This is a genomic window from Salmonella sp. SG203 (assembly GCF_013350575.1).
GTDB lineage: Bacteria > Pseudomonadota > Gammaproteobacteria > Enterobacterales > Enterobacteriaceae > Salmonella > Salmonella enterica.
On the sequence record NZ_SNMT01000014.1, the window covers coordinates 64,878 to 82,319 of the forward strand.

General features: G+C 49.3%; 14 protein-coding genes, 1 tRNA gene and 2 pseudogenes. 6 read left to right on the top strand and 11 right to left on the bottom strand.

Annotated features, from left to right (window positions below):
- Window positions 1-150: 150 nt before the first annotated feature.
- Window positions 151-245 (top strand) — tRNA-Sec (locus tag HV477_RS18550).
- A 35-nt stretch (window positions 246-280) separates the two neighbouring features.
- Here HV477_RS18550 and HV477_RS18555 read toward each other — a convergent pair.
- Window positions 281-620: pseudogene (locus HV477_RS18555) on the bottom strand (transposase); the annotation flags it as partial.
- A 380-nt stretch (window positions 621-1,000) separates the two neighbouring features.
- Between HV477_RS18555 and HV477_RS28235 the strand changes: the two are divergent.
- The 3 genes and pseudogenes from HV477_RS28235 to misL form a co-directional block, all read left to right on the top strand.
- Window positions 1,001-1,111: pseudogene (locus HV477_RS28235) on the top strand (transposase); the annotation flags it as partial.
- A gap of 756 nt (window positions 1,112-1,867) precedes the next feature.
- Window positions 1,868-2,485, top strand: coding sequence for a helix-turn-helix transcriptional regulator (locus tag HV477_RS18560; protein WP_000984806.1), 618 nt, complete (start codon window positions 1,868-1,870; stop codon window positions 2,483-2,485).
- A gap of 74 nt (window positions 2,486-2,559) precedes the next feature.
- A complete protein-coding gene (gene misL, locus HV477_RS18565) occupies window positions 2,560-5,412 on the top strand; it encodes an intestinal colonization autotransporter adhesin MisL (RefSeq protein ID WP_079898904.1) in 2,853 nt (950 codons plus the stop codon).
- A 94-nt stretch (window positions 5,413-5,506) separates the two neighbouring features.
- On the opposite strand, the gene HV477_RS18570 is transcribed toward misL, so the two are convergent.
- Window positions 5,507-5,971, bottom strand: a complete 465-nt coding sequence (locus tag HV477_RS18570; RefSeq protein WP_001521985.1) for a hypothetical protein — start codon at window positions 5,969-5,971, stop codon at window positions 5,507-5,509.
- Between the two features lie 10 nt (window positions 5,972-5,981).
- Window positions 5,982-6,839, bottom strand: a complete 858-nt coding sequence (locus HV477_RS18575) for a transcriptional regulator (protein WP_001278066.1) — start codon at window positions 6,837-6,839, stop codon at window positions 5,982-5,984.
- A 785-nt stretch (window positions 6,840-7,624) separates the two neighbouring features.
- Here HV477_RS18575 and HV477_RS18585 point away from each other — a divergent pair.
- On the top strand, window positions 7,625-8,305 hold the full coding sequence (locus HV477_RS18585) for an isochorismatase family protein (RefSeq protein ID WP_000106461.1): 681 nt from the start codon (window positions 7,625-7,627) through the stop codon (window positions 8,303-8,305).
- Window positions 8,306-8,533: 228 nt separating this feature from the next.
- Here HV477_RS18585 and cigR read toward each other — a convergent pair whose 3' ends face one another.
- The 5 genes from cigR to HV477_RS18605 form a co-directional block, all read right to left on the bottom strand.
- Window positions 8,534-9,013 (bottom strand): anti-virulence regulatory inner membrane protein CigR, encoded by a 480-nt coding sequence (cigR, locus tag HV477_RS18590; protein WP_001065327.1) that lies wholly within the window; start codon window positions 9,011-9,013, stop codon window positions 8,534-8,536.
- Window positions 9,014-9,114: 101 nt separating this feature from the next.
- Window positions 9,115-9,201 (bottom strand): magnesium transporter protection protein MgtU, encoded by an 87-nt coding sequence (gene mgtU, locus HV477_RS28490; protein ID WP_252515021.1) that lies wholly within the window; start codon window positions 9,199-9,201, stop codon window positions 9,115-9,117.
- A 12-nt stretch (window positions 9,202-9,213) separates the two neighbouring features.
- Complete coding sequence (gene mgtR / locus HV477_RS18595; protein WP_001082117.1) at window positions 9,214-9,306, bottom strand: protein MgtR; 93 nt, start codon at window positions 9,304-9,306, stop codon at window positions 9,214-9,216.
- Between the two features lie 21 nt (window positions 9,307-9,327).
- Window positions 9,328-12,054, bottom strand: coding sequence for a magnesium-translocating P-type ATPase (gene mgtA, locus HV477_RS18600; RefSeq protein WP_000131285.1), 2,727 nt, complete (start codon window positions 12,052-12,054; stop codon window positions 9,328-9,330).
- A 219-nt stretch (window positions 12,055-12,273) separates the two neighbouring features.
- Window positions 12,274-12,969, bottom strand: a complete 696-nt coding sequence (locus HV477_RS18605) for an MgtC family protein (protein ID WP_000392694.1) — start codon at window positions 12,967-12,969, stop codon at window positions 12,274-12,276.
- A 508-nt stretch (window positions 12,970-13,477) separates the two neighbouring features.
- Between HV477_RS18605 and HV477_RS18610 the strand changes: the two genes are divergently transcribed.
- Window positions 13,478-14,380 (top strand): EamA family transporter, encoded by a 903-nt coding sequence (locus HV477_RS18610; RefSeq protein ID WP_000535970.1) that lies wholly within the window; start codon window positions 13,478-13,480, stop codon window positions 14,378-14,380.
- A gap of 42 nt (window positions 14,381-14,422) precedes the next feature.
- On the opposite strand, the gene HV477_RS18615 is transcribed toward HV477_RS18610, so the two are convergent.
- From HV477_RS18615 to dgaE, 3 genes are all read right to left on the bottom strand, one after another.
- Window positions 14,423-15,364 (bottom strand): Rpn family recombination-promoting nuclease/putative transposase, encoded by a 942-nt coding sequence (locus HV477_RS18615; protein ID WP_000749540.1) that lies wholly within the window; start codon window positions 15,362-15,364, stop codon window positions 14,423-14,425.
- Window positions 15,365-15,599: 235 nt separating this feature from the next.
- Window positions 15,600-16,343: a 2-dehydro-3-deoxy-phosphogluconate aldolase gene (locus HV477_RS18620; RefSeq protein ID WP_001186140.1), complete on the bottom strand. Its 744-nt coding sequence runs from the start codon at window positions 16,341-16,343 to the stop codon at window positions 15,600-15,602.
- Window positions 16,330-17,439: a D-glucosaminate-6-phosphate ammonia lyase gene (gene dgaE / locus HV477_RS18625; protein WP_079899350.1), complete on the bottom strand. Its 1,110-nt coding sequence runs from the start codon at window positions 17,437-17,439 to the stop codon at window positions 16,330-16,332. Before dgaE ends, HV477_RS18620 begins: the two co-directional genes overlap by 14 nt.
- Window positions 17,440-17,442 lie beyond the last annotated feature (3 nt).

A 17,442-nucleotide genomic window follows, 5' to 3' on the forward strand; every position in this document is an offset into this window, starting at 1 on the left:
TGTGATGAAATGTAACTAATGGATTTTATGGGGGTTTATATGAAACCGATCATGGCAGAAGGAAAGGGAAGTTAAAAAAGCACGGGAGGGGATGTGGAAACGCCAGGAAGTAGCTATAATGCGCGCGCCTCCATGTAGCAATCGAGGCGCGGAAGATCGTCGTCTCCGGTGAGGCGGCTGGACTTCAAATCCAGTTGGGGCCGCCAGCGGTCCCGGGCAGGTTCGACTCCTGTGATCTTCCGCCAATTAGCCTCTTCTGACCTCAATAAAATGAATCGCCACGCGCCCGTGGACTTCGGTATCCGACCTGAGCCTTTATCTCCACACGTTGCATCAACCACCAGACTTTGTTTACACCGCATTGTTCCCGATATCCAGCAGATCGAGACAGATCTTGCGATAACCATAAACACAGCCCGATTCCAGCCAGAACTGCCTGTATGCCCCGTCAGACTCAGGTCAACATGATGCCGTCGTGAATGTGGCGGCTTTATCCAGGCGTAAAGACTATGGATAGTAATATCAAGACGTGTTGCGACGCTGGAAACAGAATGGCTGCGCTCAATAATCTGTTCTACCACTTTAATTTTAAACGCTTCGGGATAACATTTACCGCTCATGGGCTCCTCTCTTTAAGTCATCTTAAATGACTCAGCGGTGTCTGTTAAACCTGTGGCGATTCCCTCCTCCGTTTTATCCAGACGAAATTATCCTGATAATGCGCTGTAGCGGCTGAATGACTTAATATCACATCAACCTAAACACTGAATAGTTTCTCAATTACCTGATTTTTCATTGTTATCTATTAGATACTGCAAGCATTTTATCTTTATACCCTTTCTCTCCCATACGTCCTGTTTATTCATAACCCCTCCCATTATTATATTTCAGCAGTAAAATATCCGTATACATTCTTATACCATGTGCTCATATTACTCCACATAATCGTGCTATTCACATTTAGAGATCACGTCATCGATCTGCTGACGAAGGAATCTCTATGCGTAAAGCCCGTCTCACTGAGCATCAGAACATCGCCGTAATTAAGTTGGTCGAAGCCGGACGAACGGTTAAAGATATCTGCCAGGAGGCGGATATTTGTGAAGTGACTGACGACATCTATGGACATTAGGTTTGACCACATCCTGTTTCTCACTAATGTGCTCCGGGAAAGAGTTTTCATCAAATGAGCAATTGAAAAAAGTAGCCAGAAGCTGAAGTTGCTTCGACCGATAAGTCTGTCGGTTGCTCAGACTGTCACGATCAGAATTAAGTCAGATCAACTTATTGGCAAGGTATGACTCCCGGCGTTAAGTTACAAAATTTTCTCATGGCATTAGCATTACACCCTCTTAAAGTTTACATGCGTCTCTATAAAATAGTCTTAAATTTGTATATAAGAAGTTGATGAGAGCACAAATGTCACCATTAAGTCATTGAATAACAATGCAATAAAAGAAAAAATCTTAAATTAGCTTTTAATAATAAGAATTCATTACAGGTTTACAGGAATTACTTTTATATTTCATCACATCACCCCGATAGTGACAAAGGCAGCAGACAGATGGTATTGAGAACCGTTATTTATCACTCTCATGATTTAGCAAATAGTGCTGTTTTAAGATTTTTTATGATATTGGAGATACTGTATAAAAATCTCAATGCGTGAAATACAAATCCGAAATGATGTATTACGACTGTCGGATCTGTCATGGTTTTTTAAAGCTGTATTTTAGTGCTTTCCAGGAGTTTATGACACTGACAATATTTCGCGACTTTTGACAGTCGTAGTACTTTATATTATCTGGATTGACACATTTATTTACCAATGAAATATTAATAGAAACATCGACAGGAGTCGTTCAGGATGATGAGAAAGCCTTCACAAATTGTCCATTGCATTAGTTGCGATTTATCCTGTCAATTATTTCCTGACAGCGCAGTACGGGTGCAATACTGTCATAATGCGGCATTTTCCATCTGGCCAGATGGTAATGCTTTCCTGAAAAAAGGGTTTATTGAAAAGTTATTGCTTGATAGACACAATCATTTATCCAGCGGTTTTATCTTTGTTGATTTTTCTTTCCCGAATCTTCGACGATTTACCGATTTGCAATGGGCTGACAGTCTGGCAGACAGTGGCATGCATATTGTCCTGATTTCTGACAGAAGTTTAACTCCGCTGGCCAATTACTGGATTTTGAAAAGCAATAAAATACAAGGAATTATTTATTCCGATGACGATGATATTGTGCAACAGCAAAAGATGCACCGCTTGTTTACCGGTCGGCTCGCCAACAGTAAACGTGGACGAACGCTTAACTATACGGAATTTATATTACTGAAGCGCTTTGTATCAGGAATAAGTATTCAGCAGATTGTAAATATTGACAATATTGATATTAAGAAACTTTATGTGCATAAGCTGCGGCTTGAAAATAAGCTAGGGCATAGCATTCACAAAATAATATCAAATATTTTATAGATCCGTTTCCATTTTTATTATTTCCATATTATTGCGATGTGGAAGACGCTTTACGCCATAATGCAGGAGGCAGAATGCCAACTCCCCAAAATTACTCATTCATCGCCATAGCGGTATCAGCAGCATTAGCCTCTATGGTATTTCCCTCCCAGGCGGCCTGGGTTGACGTTGATAGTCTGCCATCCAGTGGGCTGGTCAGTCAGTTGCCGCCGGAATTACAGGCTATTATTCCCGCTCAGGCCAGTACCGGTTTCACCAAAGTCGGGACCATGCCCAACTACGTTTATCAGTGGAACACCGGCACCATCCCGGTTTATGGCAATGGCCTCACGCTTAATGGGCCGGGCGCGGAGGCGTTTGAACACACTGTCACGGTTATTCAGAACAGCGGGACGGGAAGTCCGGGCGTGATTTTTGGCAACGACCTGACCATTCGGACGCAGTCGGCGAATGCCGCGAATAATGGTAGAGACGTCGATGGCATCCGTACTCACGGCGCGAATACTCCGGATAACCCGGTATTTATTATTACCGGTGACCGTACCCGCATCTACGTGGATGGTCAGGATGGTGACGGTATTAACGCCGGATATAACTCACTGGGCCAGGGTTGGACCGGATCGGCCAATATTTACGTCGGCGACGATCTGTATATCAAAACGACCGGTAGCCAGGGACGTGGCATTACAGCCAACGCCATGCGGGATGCGTCACGTGCCAAAAATACGATTGTCGTCGGCAATCGTGCGCATATTGTTACTACCGGCGACAGTTCGGAGGGGCTGCGTACCGGACAAAGCGGTTCTTTGATTCGTCTGGGTGACGATGCAACCATCGAAACCTCCGGCGCATCCTCAACGGGGATTTACGCAGCATCCTCCTCCAGAACCGAGCTTGGCAACAACGCTACTATTACGGTGAACGGTGCCAGCGCACACGCGGTATATGCAACTAACGCTACCGTTAATTTGGGAGAGAATGCCACTATTAGCGTTAACAGCGCCAGTAAGGCCGCATCCTATAGTAAGGCTCCTGCCGGTTTATACGCCCTCTCCCGAGGCGCCATTAATCTGGCAGGCGGTGCGGCTATTACTATGGCGGGCGATAACAGTAGCGAAAGTTACGCTATCAGCACGGAAACTGGCGGCATTGTTGACGGTTCTTCAGGAGGACGTTTCGTCATCGACGGTGATATTCGTGCTGCTGGCGCCACCGCTGCTACCAGTACGCTACCGCAGCAGAACAGTACGATTAAGCTCAATATGACGGACAACTCGCGATGGGACGGGGCGTCATACATCACCAGCGCTACGGCGGGCACAGGCGTTATCTCTGTACAAATGAGCGATGCGACCTGGAATATGACCAGCAGCTCAACGCTCACTGACCTGACGCTGAATAGTGGCGCAACCATTAACTTCAGCCATGAAGATGGCGAGCCATGGCAAACGCTCACCATCAATGAAGATTATGTAGGCAACGGCGGTAAGCTGGTCTTTAATACTGTGCTCAACGATGATGATTCCGAAACGGACAGGCTGCAGGTTCTCGGCAATACTTCAGGCAACACATTTGTTGCAGTAAATAATATTGGAGGAGCCGGGGCGCAAACCATTGAAGGTATTGAAATTGTTAACGTTGCTGGCAATTCCAACGGTACTTTCGAAAAAGCAAGCCGTATTGTTGCCGGAGCCTATGACTACAACGTGGTGCAGAAAGGTAAAAACTGGTATCTGACCAGCTACATTGAGCCGGACGAACCGATTATTCCTGATCCAGTAGACCCTGTTATCCCTGACCCTGTCGTTCCCGATCCGGTGGACCCTGATCCAGTAGACCCGGTTATCCCTGACCCTGTTATTCCCGATCCGGTGGACCCTGATCCAGTAGACCCGGTCATCCCTGATCCGACAATTCCTGACATAGGGCAATCTGACACACCGCCGATAACAGAACATCAGTTCCGTCCGGAAGTGGGTAGCTACCTTGCCAACAACTATGCGGCAAATACGCTGTTCATGACGCGTCTCCATGACCGTCTGGGTGAAACCCAGTACACCGACATGCTGACGGGTGAGAAGAAGGTCACCAGCCTGTGGATGCGTAACGTCGGCGCCCATACTCGCTTCAACGATGGCAGCGGGCAGCTAAAAACCCGCATCAACAGCTATGTGTTACAACTGGGAGGCGATCTGGCACAGTGGAGCACTGACGGTCTTGACCGTTGGCATATTGGTGCAATGGCAGGTTATGCCAACAGCCAGAACCGCACGCAGTCGTCCGTGAGTGACTATCATTCCCGTGGTCAAGTCACCGGTTACAGCGTCGGCCTTTACGGCACCTGGTATGCTAACAATATCGATCGGTCTGGGGCTTATGTGGATACCTGGATGCTGTACAACTGGTTTGATAACAAGGTCATGGGTCAGGATCAGGCCGCTGAGAAATATAAATCCAAAGGAATTACCGCCTCGGTTGAAGCCGGTTACAGCTTCAGGTTAGGTGAAAGCGCGCATCAAAGCTACTGGTTGCAGCCCAAAGCGCAGGTGGTATGGATGGGCGTGCAGGCTGACGACCATCGCGAAGCCAATGGTACCCTCGTCAAGGATGATACCGCCGGTAATCTGCTAACCCGCATGGGCGTAAAAGCCTATATTAACGGCCACAATGCTATTGATGACGATAAATCTCGAGAGTTCCAGCCGTTCGTGGAGGCGAACTGGATCCATAATACGCAGCCTGCCAGCGTGAAGATGGACGATGTCAGCAGCGATATGCGTGGTACAAAAAATATTGGTGAACTGAAAGTGGGTATTGAAGGGCAAATTACCCCGCGCCTGAACGTATGGGGTAACGTGGCGCAGCAGGTAGGTGACCAGGGCTATAGTAATACCCAAGGCCTACTGGGGGTTAAATACAGTTTTTGATTCAGGTAACAACAGAGCCGCTGATCTTCAGCGGCTTTTACCCGGAAGCGCTTTCATTTGGCTGATATGTTTCATGAACGGCTTCCAAAACCGCTTAATGTGTACAGAAAAATATCGGGCGTTTCCCGATGGTGAACATAAAGCCACGATGGCCCTGAGTCAGGATGGTGTAACTGATGCTTTTCCCTGGATAGACATAAAAATCGGGTAAAACCGTCTCGATAACCGCATCGGACAGTGTTTCGTCACGCGTGACTTTGTTGATATCCGTCGATATAAAATGGGTGCTGTCTTTATTTTCACTCCATACATAGGAAACATCACGGCGGATCACGCCGCTCATTTTATTATCGACGTAATACGTTCCGCTGATGGAAACCACCCCAGTGCGTTTTTTCAGCGAATACATAAAGTCCAGCGTCAGGTTAGCCTGAGTGTTGTTATAAAACACAATCACAGGCGCCGTACATTTCTCTGGATCCCGGTTCTTTTCCGTATACAAATGAAAAAGATGTCCAAGCCCTACTCCCAGAAACAGTAACGTCAGGCAGGCTAACATCAGTGCCTTTTTACCCATGTGTCACCCCGCGGAAAAAAAGCGTCACGCAGCCTGTATCACCGCGCGTTTTATAAGGTTGCTGACAAATCAATGCCGTAACCGCTGGGGTGCGACTGCTGGAAGGGAAATAGACCCATGGGTATTTCTGACAATCCATACCGGTTTTTAGAATCATTGACTTATAGCTTGCAAAGCGGCTGCCGCTTTCGATATCTTCATTCCGCGAGAAAAAATGACAGCCCTGAGTTGTTTCAACCAGCGTGTAGCGATCATAAAAATCCTTATCAGGAACGGTTTGCCAGCTTATGGTGCCAAGCAAAATACCGACAGCAAATGTCCCGGTCATCCAAAGTACAGGTACATAATGTTTAAACCAACGCCCTGACGTACGCGGCGGCGTCTCACCCTTTTTTTCTATTGTCTGAGCGAAGTCTTTGCGGATGGTCATGAGGCTCACGCCAGGCTCAATCTGAAAGCCTCTACGCGGAACCGTGATTATCAGCGTATCTTCATTTTCGCCAACGGTACGTAATCCGCGGCGAATAATGGAGATATTCTGATAAAGCGTATTTGCCGACACCACCATGCCGTCTTCTTCCCACACTTTTTGAAAGAATGTTTGTTGTGAGACGACGGAGGGGGCGTTTTCCAGCAGAAGGCGCAAGCAGCGGCTGGCGGGCGTTGTCAGAATAATGTTGAGATCTGGCCTCGATAATGACGCCAGGCGATTCATTTCTGGATTAAATTCAATATTATCGTTAATTATCCATAACATCGCATTGTTACCATGCCAAAACATAACGTAGTTGGAGAGGGTTAATAGACACCACTGAGTATAGTCTGATGCTGTGGCTGCGTAGCAGGACATGGATTGTCCCCTGCACATACCGATCATATAGAAGAGCGAGAGGCATAAGACATTAACAGGTAAGCGTAGACACTGCGCTTCTCATTATAGCAGACTCAGGGGTGAAAGTATGTTTGGTTTTCTTGTTCGTTAAGTCTCCTGTTTTGTGTTGAGGTGAGAATATCACCTTTAATCAAGTGGCCAAATTTACTGTGCCACTACGCTTTAATATCTCATATATAAATCATGAGAAAATATATCCTGACAATCTATATCATATGAAAGACAGGGTTTTATTGAACGTGTTTTCTATAATGGCTTGTAATATCCGAAAAAGCAGCACTCGTCATGTAGGGATAGTTTTTCAATTTATTAAGAGTTACAGTAGCCATACTTAATAGCAGCACGCTTCCCACTTAATATTTAAGCTACGCTTTATATTATTTAAATGTAAATAAGTTAATCCTTAACTCACCTATTTCAAATTTATACTAAATAAGTTTAAAACTATCCATCAGAAACAATTTGTAGGGACATAGTCTGTTTTTTCAATCAATAATCCTCTCTGACATGTAAAATAGAAACATTTATTCATAATATGAATATTGTTGTGGTAACAGATTCGCGTGAAAGTAAATCGACTGAAGGTGATGCCGATGAATATTCCTTCAGAAAGAACTCAACAGGGTAATCCAGAATCGGCAACGGATTACTGTCATCAGCTTAAAAACGGAAATCGCCCCGGCGATTAATGACTTTAACACTGATAGTGATTATCAGTGAAAGGCAACAACAAGGAATGAATTATGTCTACACCCGCGAATTTTAACGGTCAACGCCCTGCCATTGATGCTAACGACGCAGTAATGCTGCTGATTGACCACCAAAGTGGCCTGTTTCAGACCGTCGGCGACATGCCGATGCCGGAATTACGCGCGCGCGCCGCGGCGCTGGCTAAGATTGCTACCTTATGCAATATGCCGGTCATTACTACCGCATCCGTACCACAGGGACCGAATGGTCCGCTGATTCCGGAAATCCATGCGAATGCACCCCACGCGCAATATGTCGCGCGTAAAGGGGAAATTAATGCCTGGGATAATGCCGATTTTGTACAAGCGGTAAAAGCGACAGGCCGTAAAACGCTGATCATCGCCGGTACTATTACCAGTGTCTGCATGGCTTTTCCAGCCATCAGCGCCGTCGCGGAAGGGTACAAGGTATTTGCGGTAATTGATGCCTCCGGCACGTACAGTAAAATGGCGCAGGAAATTACGATGGCCCGCGTGGTGCAGGCGGGCGTAGTACCAATGGATACCGCGGCGGTAGCCTCTGAGCTGCAACGTACCTGGAATAGGGAAGATGCCGCAGAATGGGCGGATGTATATACCAAAATATTCCCGGCCTATCAGCTACTGATTGAAAGTTATACCAAAGCGCAGGAAGTAGTAAAAAATAATGAACTGCTGGATTCTCAACGCGCATAAATAACGCCCTGAAGCGGCTAAATAGCCCCATTTAATGGGGCTATTTTACTTGCCATTTTGGACCTGGGCAGTGCTCGCCAAAACGCGTTAGCGTTTTGAACGCCGCTTGCGGCGGCCCGAAGGGCGAGCGTAGCAAGTCAAACCTCACGTACTACGTGTACGCTCCGGTTTTTGCGCGCTGTCCGTGTCCAAACTGGCTGCGCCAATAACGCCTGGTGGGATAGGCTCTTAATCAAATACGCCATTAATAATCGCCGTGACCACCGCGGTACTGAGCGCGATCAGCACCAGATTATCCCCAACGATTTTCCACTCATAGCCCGGATAATAAGGTAATTGTCCCAGCATAGACGCCGGCACCGTTTTTTTAGCGATTCCCGGCGGCAGCGGTTTTCCTCTCGCCAGATTTTTCGCAATCCCCGGTGGTAAAGACTGATAACCCGTCAGCCCTAAATTTACTGCCAGTTGCCTGGCGACAGCGTAGCTAATGTCCGACTCGACGTGATCCGGTTTACCGCCATTTTTACGGTGTTCCGTTCTTTGCCCGGCATTTCCTTTATGCCCGTTACCGTTATTACCTTGATTAGCCGCGTTATTACTATGTCCGCCGCCATTGCCATTTCCCGGATTCGCCAGCACAGGCGTAGCGCTCAGGGAAAACGTAATCAACGTCGCCAGGACGGCGGTTAAACCACGACGATTGTTCATGATATTGCCCTTCTGATGTGGGATACCATGAAAATAGCGCCCCGCCATAAAAAGAACAACTACATCGATTCTTATTTTAAGCGGGGCTCGCCAACAGCAGCTTATCGTATCCAGATAGTCAGTAAAATCAGGATGATTGCTATCAGGACAACCTGATAAAAAATTTTGTCCAACCCTCTTTTTTGCATGGCGTCACCTCGTTAGAAAACGATTTGCCAGAGGGCTAAACACAACACCAACAGGCTAATCAGTAAAAATATCAGCGCGATGATTTTATCGGGTGAGCGATTCATCTGGGCGATCCTCAAACATCATTAAAACCACTGGCCAAAGCGTTTGATATAAAAGCGCTTCATGCCTTGCGCCACCAGACAGTAGCTCAATAGTGTCGCCACCAACCACGGGAAGTAGCTCAGTGGCAGCGGCTCCAGTCCAACCATCGCGCCCAGAGGTGAGAATGGAATATAAATGCCTATCGCCATAATCAAGCCGGTCGTCAATAATACCGGCAACGTCGCCCGACTTTGGATAAACGGTATTTTCTGCGTCCTTAGCATATGCACGACCAGTGTCTGCGAGAGCAGACCCTCAATAAACCAGCCGGACTGAAAGAGCGCCTGCGCCTCTACGTTATTAGCTGCAAAGACGTACCACATCAACGCAAAGGTTGTGATATCGAAAATAGAAGACGTTGGGCCAATCCATAGCATAAAACGGCCAATATTTTTCGCGTCCCATTTCCGCGGCTTACGCAGGAACTCTTTATCCATTTTGTCCCACGGCAACGACAACTGCGAAATATCGTACATCAAATTCTGGATCAACAGATGAATCGCCAGCATCGGCAGAAACGGAATAAACGCGCTGGCTACCAGTACCGAAAAAACATTGCCGAAATTAGAGCTGGCGGTCATATTCAGATATTTAATGATATTGCCAAAGGTTTCCCGCCCTTTGATAACGCCTTCCTCAAGCACCATGAGATCTTTTTCCAGCAGAATAATATCTGATGACTCTTTAGCAATATCGGCGGCGCTATCGACGGAAATTCCCACATCCGCATCACGAAGCGCGGGCGCGTCGTTGATCCCATCTCCAAGAAAACCAACGGTATGACCATTTTTCTGTAGCGCTTGCAAAATACGCGTTTTTTGTAACGGCGTCAGCCGGGCGAATACTGCGCGTTTCTCCACTTCAGACGCCAGTTCGGCATCCGACATCGCCTCAACCTGGGTTCCGGTCAGGATATCGTGCGTATCAATACCCACTTCCAGACAGATACGCGCCGTCACGACCGGATTATCGCCGGTGAGGACTTTGACCGCCACGCCGTTATCCCGCAACGCGGCAATAGCTTTTCCGGCGCTCTCTTTCGGCGGATCGAGAAAAGTGAGCATCCCTTCGATGGTAAGTTCGGTCTCATCCTCCACACTTAATGTCGGATTGTTCCCGGAACCATCCAGCTTACGTGTCGCTATCAGCAATACACGGAATCCCTGAGCATTGTAATCTTCGGTTTTCGCCAGCAGCAGCTCGCGGCGTGTTTCCGTCAGCGCCACCACACGATCGCCTTCGCGAAGATGGGTGGCTACCATCATCATCTCTTCAACGGCGCCTTTGCAGATCAGGCATCTGTCTCCATGCTGCGCATCCTCCACCAGGACCGATACCCGGCGACGTACAAAGTCGAATGGCAGTTCATCGCGTTTAATGAAGCGCGCTTTTGTCGATGGTGCGATTCGACCCTCGCCAAAACGCAGTATGGCGCGATCCATCACATTCCGGGCGCCGCTCTGGCTGCTACTATTCAGCCAGGCCAGCATCAATACCCGGCCGCTTTTTACACCGCTCACATCCAGATGATGCTCCAGAAAAATATTGTCCTGGGTTAAGGTGCCGGTTTTATCTGTACACAGCACATCCATCGCGCCGAAGTTTTGAATAGCGTTCAGGCGTTTGACGATCACTTTGCGCCGCGACATCGCAATCGCGCCTTTTGCCAGGTTGGAACTGACAATCATGGGCAACATTTCCGGCGTCAACCCCACCGCAACTGCCAGCGCGAACAGCGAAGCCTCTACCCAGTCTCCCTTACTGAAACCATTGATCAGCAGGACAACCGGCACCATGATCAGCATAAAGCGTATCAACAGCCAGCTCACGCTGTTGACTCCGCGATCGAAAGCCGTCTGGGTACGCGTACCCACAATGGATTTCGCCAGCGAGCCGAACCAGGTACGGCTTCCCGTCGCGACCACGACCGCTTGCGCTCTGCCGCTGGTTACATTGGTTCCCATCAGACAGATATTGCCCAAATCTAGCAGGCTTTTATCTTTATCAGGCAATTGCTCGCTGTCTTTACCTGCCACATCAGCCATAACATCGTATTTTTCTACGGGTAATGATTCACCACTAAGAATTGACTGACTGATAAAGAGATCGCGCGACGCCAGCAGTCGAACGTCGGCGGGCACCAGATCGCCTGCGGCCAGAAAAACCACATCGCCCGGCACCAGTTCTTCAATGGGAATCTCTTCCTGCACCGCGCCTATATTGCCCGGCCCACGACGCAACACCGTGGCGGTGGTGCGAACCATCTTTTTCAGCGCCTGTGCTGCTCTGTTAGTGCGAAACTCCTGCCAGAAACGCAATAACCCGCTCAAACTGACCATCGTCAGAATAATCAGCACGCCAGTGAGATCGGTCTCTTCGCCACGGCGTAACGGGAGCCAGTAATCCGTGATGAAACTAACCCCTGCCAATGCCATCAGAACGTAAATAAACGGGTTATTGAATGCCTGCAGAAGCTGAATCAGCGCCGGAGGAACTTGCTCATGCGCCACTTCATTGCGCCCATACACTTTCAACCGTTCGCTGGCCTCTTCTATCGTGAGGCCCTGACGATGGCTGTTCAGCCGCGCCAGTGTCTCCTCCGGGCTATGAAAAGCTTCCGCTTCGATCGGAAATACTTTTTTATGCTGCTTATCATTTTCTGACGCCGGGCGATTGAGTTTCCGGTTTTCAATGTTCATGTCAGTCATGATGAATCCCCAAAATTAAGGTGTAGTGTTTCCTGCATATCACGCCCAGGGAATAGCAAACTCACGATTTGAAGGTGAATGCCCCGGGAGAATTATCTATGCATAAAAAAGGTTATTGCTTACTCATTATTTTGAGTGGGTTTTATTTTATCGACTCGGGAATATCCATCATTCCCTCCTTATACGCCTGGCGTAATGTTGCAATTGAATAAAAAACTATTATTGACTATCAATGCTCCAGTGAATTGCGGTGATATTATCGTTATCACCTATTCTGGATATAATCAGCTCTCGCGTTTTACGATAATCAGCATGACCCACGAGCTCGGCACGAATTTCTTTATAGCCCTGTTCCTGAGCGGGGACCGAACCTAACCCTTGTAAACAGATCGCGGCCTCTTTTACGATATTCAGTAACCACTGACGAACCGCGCTCTCATCTTCTTTATTACAGGTTACTTTCAGGATATAACGTTTTTCTCCCTCAGCGGATATTGGGAGTTGATTTATACGCTGCGCCGCTTCACGCAATAAAATATTGGCGCAAAGAATAATGATCGTCGCCGCCAGCGCATTTTTGAACTGCCCTAAGCCGCATAACACGCCGATGCCCGCCGAACACCATAGCGTTGCCGCAGTGTTCAGCCCGCGCACATTCATCCCTTCGCGCATGATGACGCCCGCCCCCAGAAAGCCAATCCCAGAGACAATCTGCGCCGCAATTCGCCCGGGGCTGTCTGGCGATGTCGTCATGGAGCTCAGAATAAAAACGGCGGCGCCTGTCGCCACCAGCGCATTAGTGCGTAATCCCGCCATACGTTGACGCCATTGTCTTTCCGCGCCAATCAGCGCGCCCAACAGCATAGCGGCCAGTAAATTTAAAATATAAGGAAACATTAACATACGTTCCTCCATTTTTTCTGGAAGAATAAGTACGTGCTATATTTAGCACACGACAAATTTCTGCCCTGAGGCAATTAGCGTCGTGTTAACGGCGGAGGAAATAAAGCGTGTTTAAACATGAACATGACGATTACCTCGCGACAATGCGCGTGTTGTAACATTATTGGGATGACAATCGTCACAAGGGGAGATTGCTGCCCACCGGTTCGGCAAGCAGCGCAGGAATAGCGTGCGTTAACTTGCCAGATGATTTACGTAAAAGTGACTGTCCAACATATTACTCCTGCATGAATTTGCGCTTATTATAGTCAGCCAATATGTTCCGTAAAGTGCAAAGGCGGGTTTAGTGACGTTCTGTTTAAGTTTGTTTGATATTTTTTCTTATGACAAAAAAATGACAATATTATGTCGATAACAAGCTCGTCTGAAATCATTAAACAATAAATTCCTGCTTAATACCGGCGATAGCTCTGTTATGATGCCTGCACGTAAAAAAATAAAACAACATGACGAGGAAAAAATGGGTTCCACCAGAAAAGGGATGCTAAACGTCCTGATTGCCGCCGTATTGTGGGGGAGTTCAGGCGTTTGCGCGCAGTACATCATGGAGCAAAGCCGTATGTCGTCACAGTTCCTGACGATGATACGTTTGTTATTCGCCGGGCTGATACTGGTGACCTTCTCCTTTATGCACGGCGATAAGATATTTTCAATTCTTAAAAACCGCAAAGATGCCCTGAGTCTGCTGATTTTCTCCGTGGTGGGCGCGCTCACCGTTCAGCTAACCTTCCTGCTCACGATTGAAAAATCCAATGCCGCCACCGCGACAGTGCTGCAATTTTTATCGCCGACCATTATTGTAGCGTGGTTTGCATTAGCGCGAAGAACACGACCAGGCATTCTGGTCTTAACCGCCATTCTTACATCGCTTATCGGCACCTTTTTACTGGTGACTCACGGCAATCCAACATCGCTGTCGATCTCTTCAGGCGCGCTGTTCTGGGGTATCGCCTCCGCATTTGCCGCCGCCTTTTATACGACCTGGCCTTCCAGGCTAATCGCCCAATACGGCACACTGCCAGTGGTCGGCTGGAGTATGTCCTTTGGCGGCCTTATTCTGCTGCCCTTCTACGCTAAAGAAGGAACGCACTTTGCGGTGAGCGGCAGTCTGATTCTGGCCTTTTTCTACCTGGTGGTGATCGGTACGTCGCTGACGTTCAGCCTGTATTTGAAAGGCGCGCAACTGATTGGTGGCCCCAAAGCCAGCATTTTAAGCTGCGCGGAACCGTTAAGCAGCGCCCTGCTGTCGCTACTGCTGTTGGGGATTAGTTTTACCTTGCCGGACTGGCTGGGCACGCTGCTCATTCTCTCGTCAGTGATTCTGATCTCCCTCGATTCCCGTCGACGCGCGCGGGCCGCTTAACGCCGTTGATAATCACGATGACCGGGCGGAAAAGGGAAAAGTTTAATGGCGCTTTGCCTTAATCTCTTCGTCAGAAAGCCCGGTAATCATCAGCACCATCTCTCGCTCGATCCCCTGTTCCAGCATCGTATGCGCAATACGCAAGGCTTCCTCCTGCTTACCTTGATGTATACCTTGCTGTATGCCTTGTTGCACGCCTTCACGCTTACCTTTTCTGCGCCCCGATTCACGTATTCTGTCTACGATCGTCATTAATCTCTCCTTGTGTTGGGGAACACGACGCGCCACCTCGCGGATAAACTTGCCAAAACGAGGCGTGCTGCCATGCTGTATTAGCAAATAATTAAACAGCGCTTTTAGCTGACTGTCATTAGCGTTTCCCGTAATCAGAAGTACCGCTAAGCGCTCGACCAATCCCATCAGGTCGCGTTGACGTATATGCTTTTGTACCAGCTCCAGCATCGCGATACGTCGATGCTGCATAATCTCGTTATCCGGCACCACCGTAATGTCTACCAGTGGAAATGCCGTCGCATAAAGCTGACGCGCCAGTGCAGGATCGTCAAACTCATCCAGCCAGCACAGCGAAAAGGGATACGGGCTTTTCGCGCCATGGTAAAACAGCATGGGAATCACCAGCGGTAACGTTTTATGACCAGCATCCAGATGGCGCTGCATCGCGGCAGTCGCGTAACGCATTAACCGGAACGCCATATGCGCGTCCGGCGTACTCTGATGCTCTATAACGACATAGATATAACCGTCGCCTTCACACGTTTTTAGTGACCAAAGGACATCGGAATAAAACGCGCGTAAATTTTTCTCGATAAAACTGTCCGGCGCCAGTTTCAACGTCGTCAGATCGCAACGTATTCTTAGCGAATGGGGAAGATGAATATTGAGAAAATCCCGCGCGGTATCCGGATGGCGTAAAAACGTTTTGAATACCGCATCATGAGGCGTGGACGTGGGGCTTTTTTTCATGGCGATCCGTCACCTGAGGCATAAGATGACGCCACTGTACTCGCCAAAAATACAGACAGCATTCAGGAAAATTTAACCCTGCGAGGAGGCTCGAAAGGGAATCACTGACGGCTGCAATACGTACATTTTTGCCCAGCCTGCTACGCATTATCGCCCGGTAGCGCAACGCTGACCGGGCCTACAAATACACGTCATCTGTAGGCCCGGTAAACGTAGCGCTCTTCGGCGATAAATCTCACACCAGCGCTTTGACTATCTCCATCAACCGAATGACGTCTTCGGGGCGCGTATTGCCGGTTTGCGGATCGATAATCGAGCTGTAAACATGCGGCATGACGCGCGGCACGCCTGCTTCCAGGCAGGTTTGCAGGATAATACCGAAATTATCCAGTGAGATACCGCCGGTCGGCTCGATAAGCGTCATGCCGTGGCGGGCAGCGGTTGTCGCCAGCGCATAGAGTTCCGGTAACGACTTTTCGCCGCCCATCGGGAAAAACTTCGCCGCATGTGCGCCCATATCCTGCATCATGCGTACCGCCGCTTCACAGGAAACGCGGGCTGGCGTTCCCTGGCTGCTGCTGACGCCGGTAGAAATCAACACCTCGCCAGGCGTTCCCGTCGGGCTGACCAGGGCGTTAATATGTGTTTGCTCGCCGCCTGTCGCCGCCAGTGCGCCCGCTGCGAAGCCGCTGCCGGTAAAAGTCTGGTTGACGTGGGCCGGGTGAGTATGGGCGGCAATCATCGCCGCTTTGTAGTACTGCGCCGGGTCGCCTGCGCCCAGTCCCACCGAGATAGACGGCACCTCCGCCATCCAGCGTTTCACCTCCGGCACGCCCTCTTCTACCGTAGCGAACTGCGCGGAAAGTACGCCAATGACCGCATGGCCTTCGGCGGCTTCATAGATAGCCTTCGCGTTGGCGATATCCTTTGCCAGTACGTTAATCGCTACCCGCTGACGATAAAAATTAATCTGCTGCATGTTCTGCAATCTCCCTGAGTCGCGCCACAATCAATGCCATTTCCCCTTCAGCTACCGTGCGTGGATCGAGGCTAAAAACCCCCTGATGAAGCTGATATTTGCGGGCGTAAATCGCTATCTCGCCGCCGCGCAACTGCGCTTCGACGTCCTGCGCATTCAGCCCCAATTCAGATGCGTTCACCCGCACACGAATACGCCAGATTGCACGCCCGGCCTCATCCTGTTCGATATCGGCATAAAGTCCATGGATAGCGGAAATCGCTTCTGCGACCGGCTGTAACTGTGCTGCGGTCACGGTCGTCTGGCCCTGGTGGTAATTCTCCAGCGCATACACCAGCCCAACCATGTTTTCCTTGCCGATTTTCATCGCCCTAGCAATCCCCTGGTGCTGCGCTTTGCAGGCGGCAATCCACGTTTTCTTGCCAGTAATAAAGCCGGAGGTTGGCGCATTAAAGGCTTTCGCGCCGCTATAGATAACCATATCCGCGCCGCTCGCCACCCAGCCGCGCAAATCCTCTTCCGCCGCGGCATCGACAATCAACGGCAGGTGGTTGGCCTGCGCCACCTGTACAAAATCGTCAATGCTCAACATGCCTTTCTGTACGCAATGGTGTGATTTCACATACAGTAGCGCGGCGGTCTTTTCGTTAATGGCGCTTTCCAGTTGCCAGCGGGCCGCCAGATTGCTCGACCCCACTTCCACTATGCGCCCGCCGCCAAGACGAATGGCGCTGGTGACTGGCGCGCCGTAGTCCACATTATGCCCGCGCAGCATCACCACTTCATTGGCCATCCCGGCGCTGTCCGGCATCAGGGCGACGCGCGCCCGATCGCCGTGGGTGATGGCGGCCGCGACGGCAATGGCAATACCCGCCGAGGCGCACGAGGTGATATAGCTATCTTCAGCATCCGTATAGCGCGATACCAGTTCGCCGGTTTTTTCCACCAGCGCATCAATCTCGACGAAAGCGGAAGCCGCGCGCGCGGTGGCCTGCATGACCTCCGGCGCGACGCTTGAGACGCCCAGAATGGTCATTTTGCCGCAGGCGTTAATGACCTTTTTCAACCCCAGTTGTTGATAGATATTCGGCGTCATGAT

What these genes read in the sequence shown, in the direction of transcription:
- HV477_RS18560 (WP_000984806.1), top strand. Translation starts at nt 1,868, where the DNA reads ATGATGAGAAAGCCTTCACAAATTGTCCATTGCATTAGTTGCGATTTA.
- misL (WP_079898904.1), top strand. Translation starts at nt 2,560, where the DNA reads ATGCCAACTCCCCAAAATTACTCATTCATCGCCATAGCGGTATCAGCA.
- HV477_RS18570 (WP_001521985.1), bottom strand. Translation starts at nt 5,971, where the DNA reads ATGTTAGCCTGCCTGACGTTACTGTTTCTGGGAGTAGGGCTTGGACAT.
- HV477_RS18575 (WP_001278066.1), bottom strand. Translation starts at nt 6,839, where the DNA reads ATGTCCTGCTACGCAGCCACAGCATCAGACTATACTCAGTGGTGTCTA.
- HV477_RS18585 (WP_000106461.1), top strand. Translation starts at nt 7,625, where the DNA reads ATGTCTACACCCGCGAATTTTAACGGTCAACGCCCTGCCATTGATGCT.
- cigR (WP_001065327.1), bottom strand. Translation starts at nt 9,013, where the DNA reads ATGAACAATCGTCGTGGTTTAACCGCCGTCCTGGCGACGTTGATTACG.
- mgtU (WP_252515021.1), bottom strand. Translation starts at nt 9,201, where the DNA reads ATGCAAAAAAGAGGGTTGGACAAAATTTTTTATCAGGTTGTCCTGATA.
- mgtR (WP_001082117.1), bottom strand. Translation starts at nt 9,306, where the DNA reads ATGAATCGCTCACCCGATAAAATCATCGCGCTGATATTTTTACTGATT.
- mgtA (WP_000131285.1), bottom strand. Translation starts at nt 12,054, where the DNA reads ATGACTGACATGAACATTGAAAACCGGAAACTCAATCGCCCGGCGTCA.
- HV477_RS18605 (WP_000392694.1), bottom strand. Translation starts at nt 12,969, where the DNA reads ATGGAGGAACGTATGTTAATGTTTCCTTATATTTTAAATTTACTGGCC.
- HV477_RS18610 (WP_000535970.1), top strand. Translation starts at nt 13,478, where the DNA reads ATGGGTTCCACCAGAAAAGGGATGCTAAACGTCCTGATTGCCGCCGTA.
- HV477_RS18615 (WP_000749540.1), bottom strand. Translation starts at nt 15,364, where the DNA reads ATGAAAAAAAGCCCCACGTCCACGCCTCATGATGCGGTATTCAAAACG.
- HV477_RS18620 (WP_001186140.1), bottom strand. Translation starts at nt 16,343, where the DNA reads ATGCAGCAGATTAATTTTTATCGTCAGCGGGTAGCGATTAACGTACTG.
- dgaE (WP_079899350.1), bottom strand. Translation starts at nt 17,439, where the DNA reads ATGACGCCGAATATCTATCAACAACTGGGGTTGAAAAAGGTCATTAAC.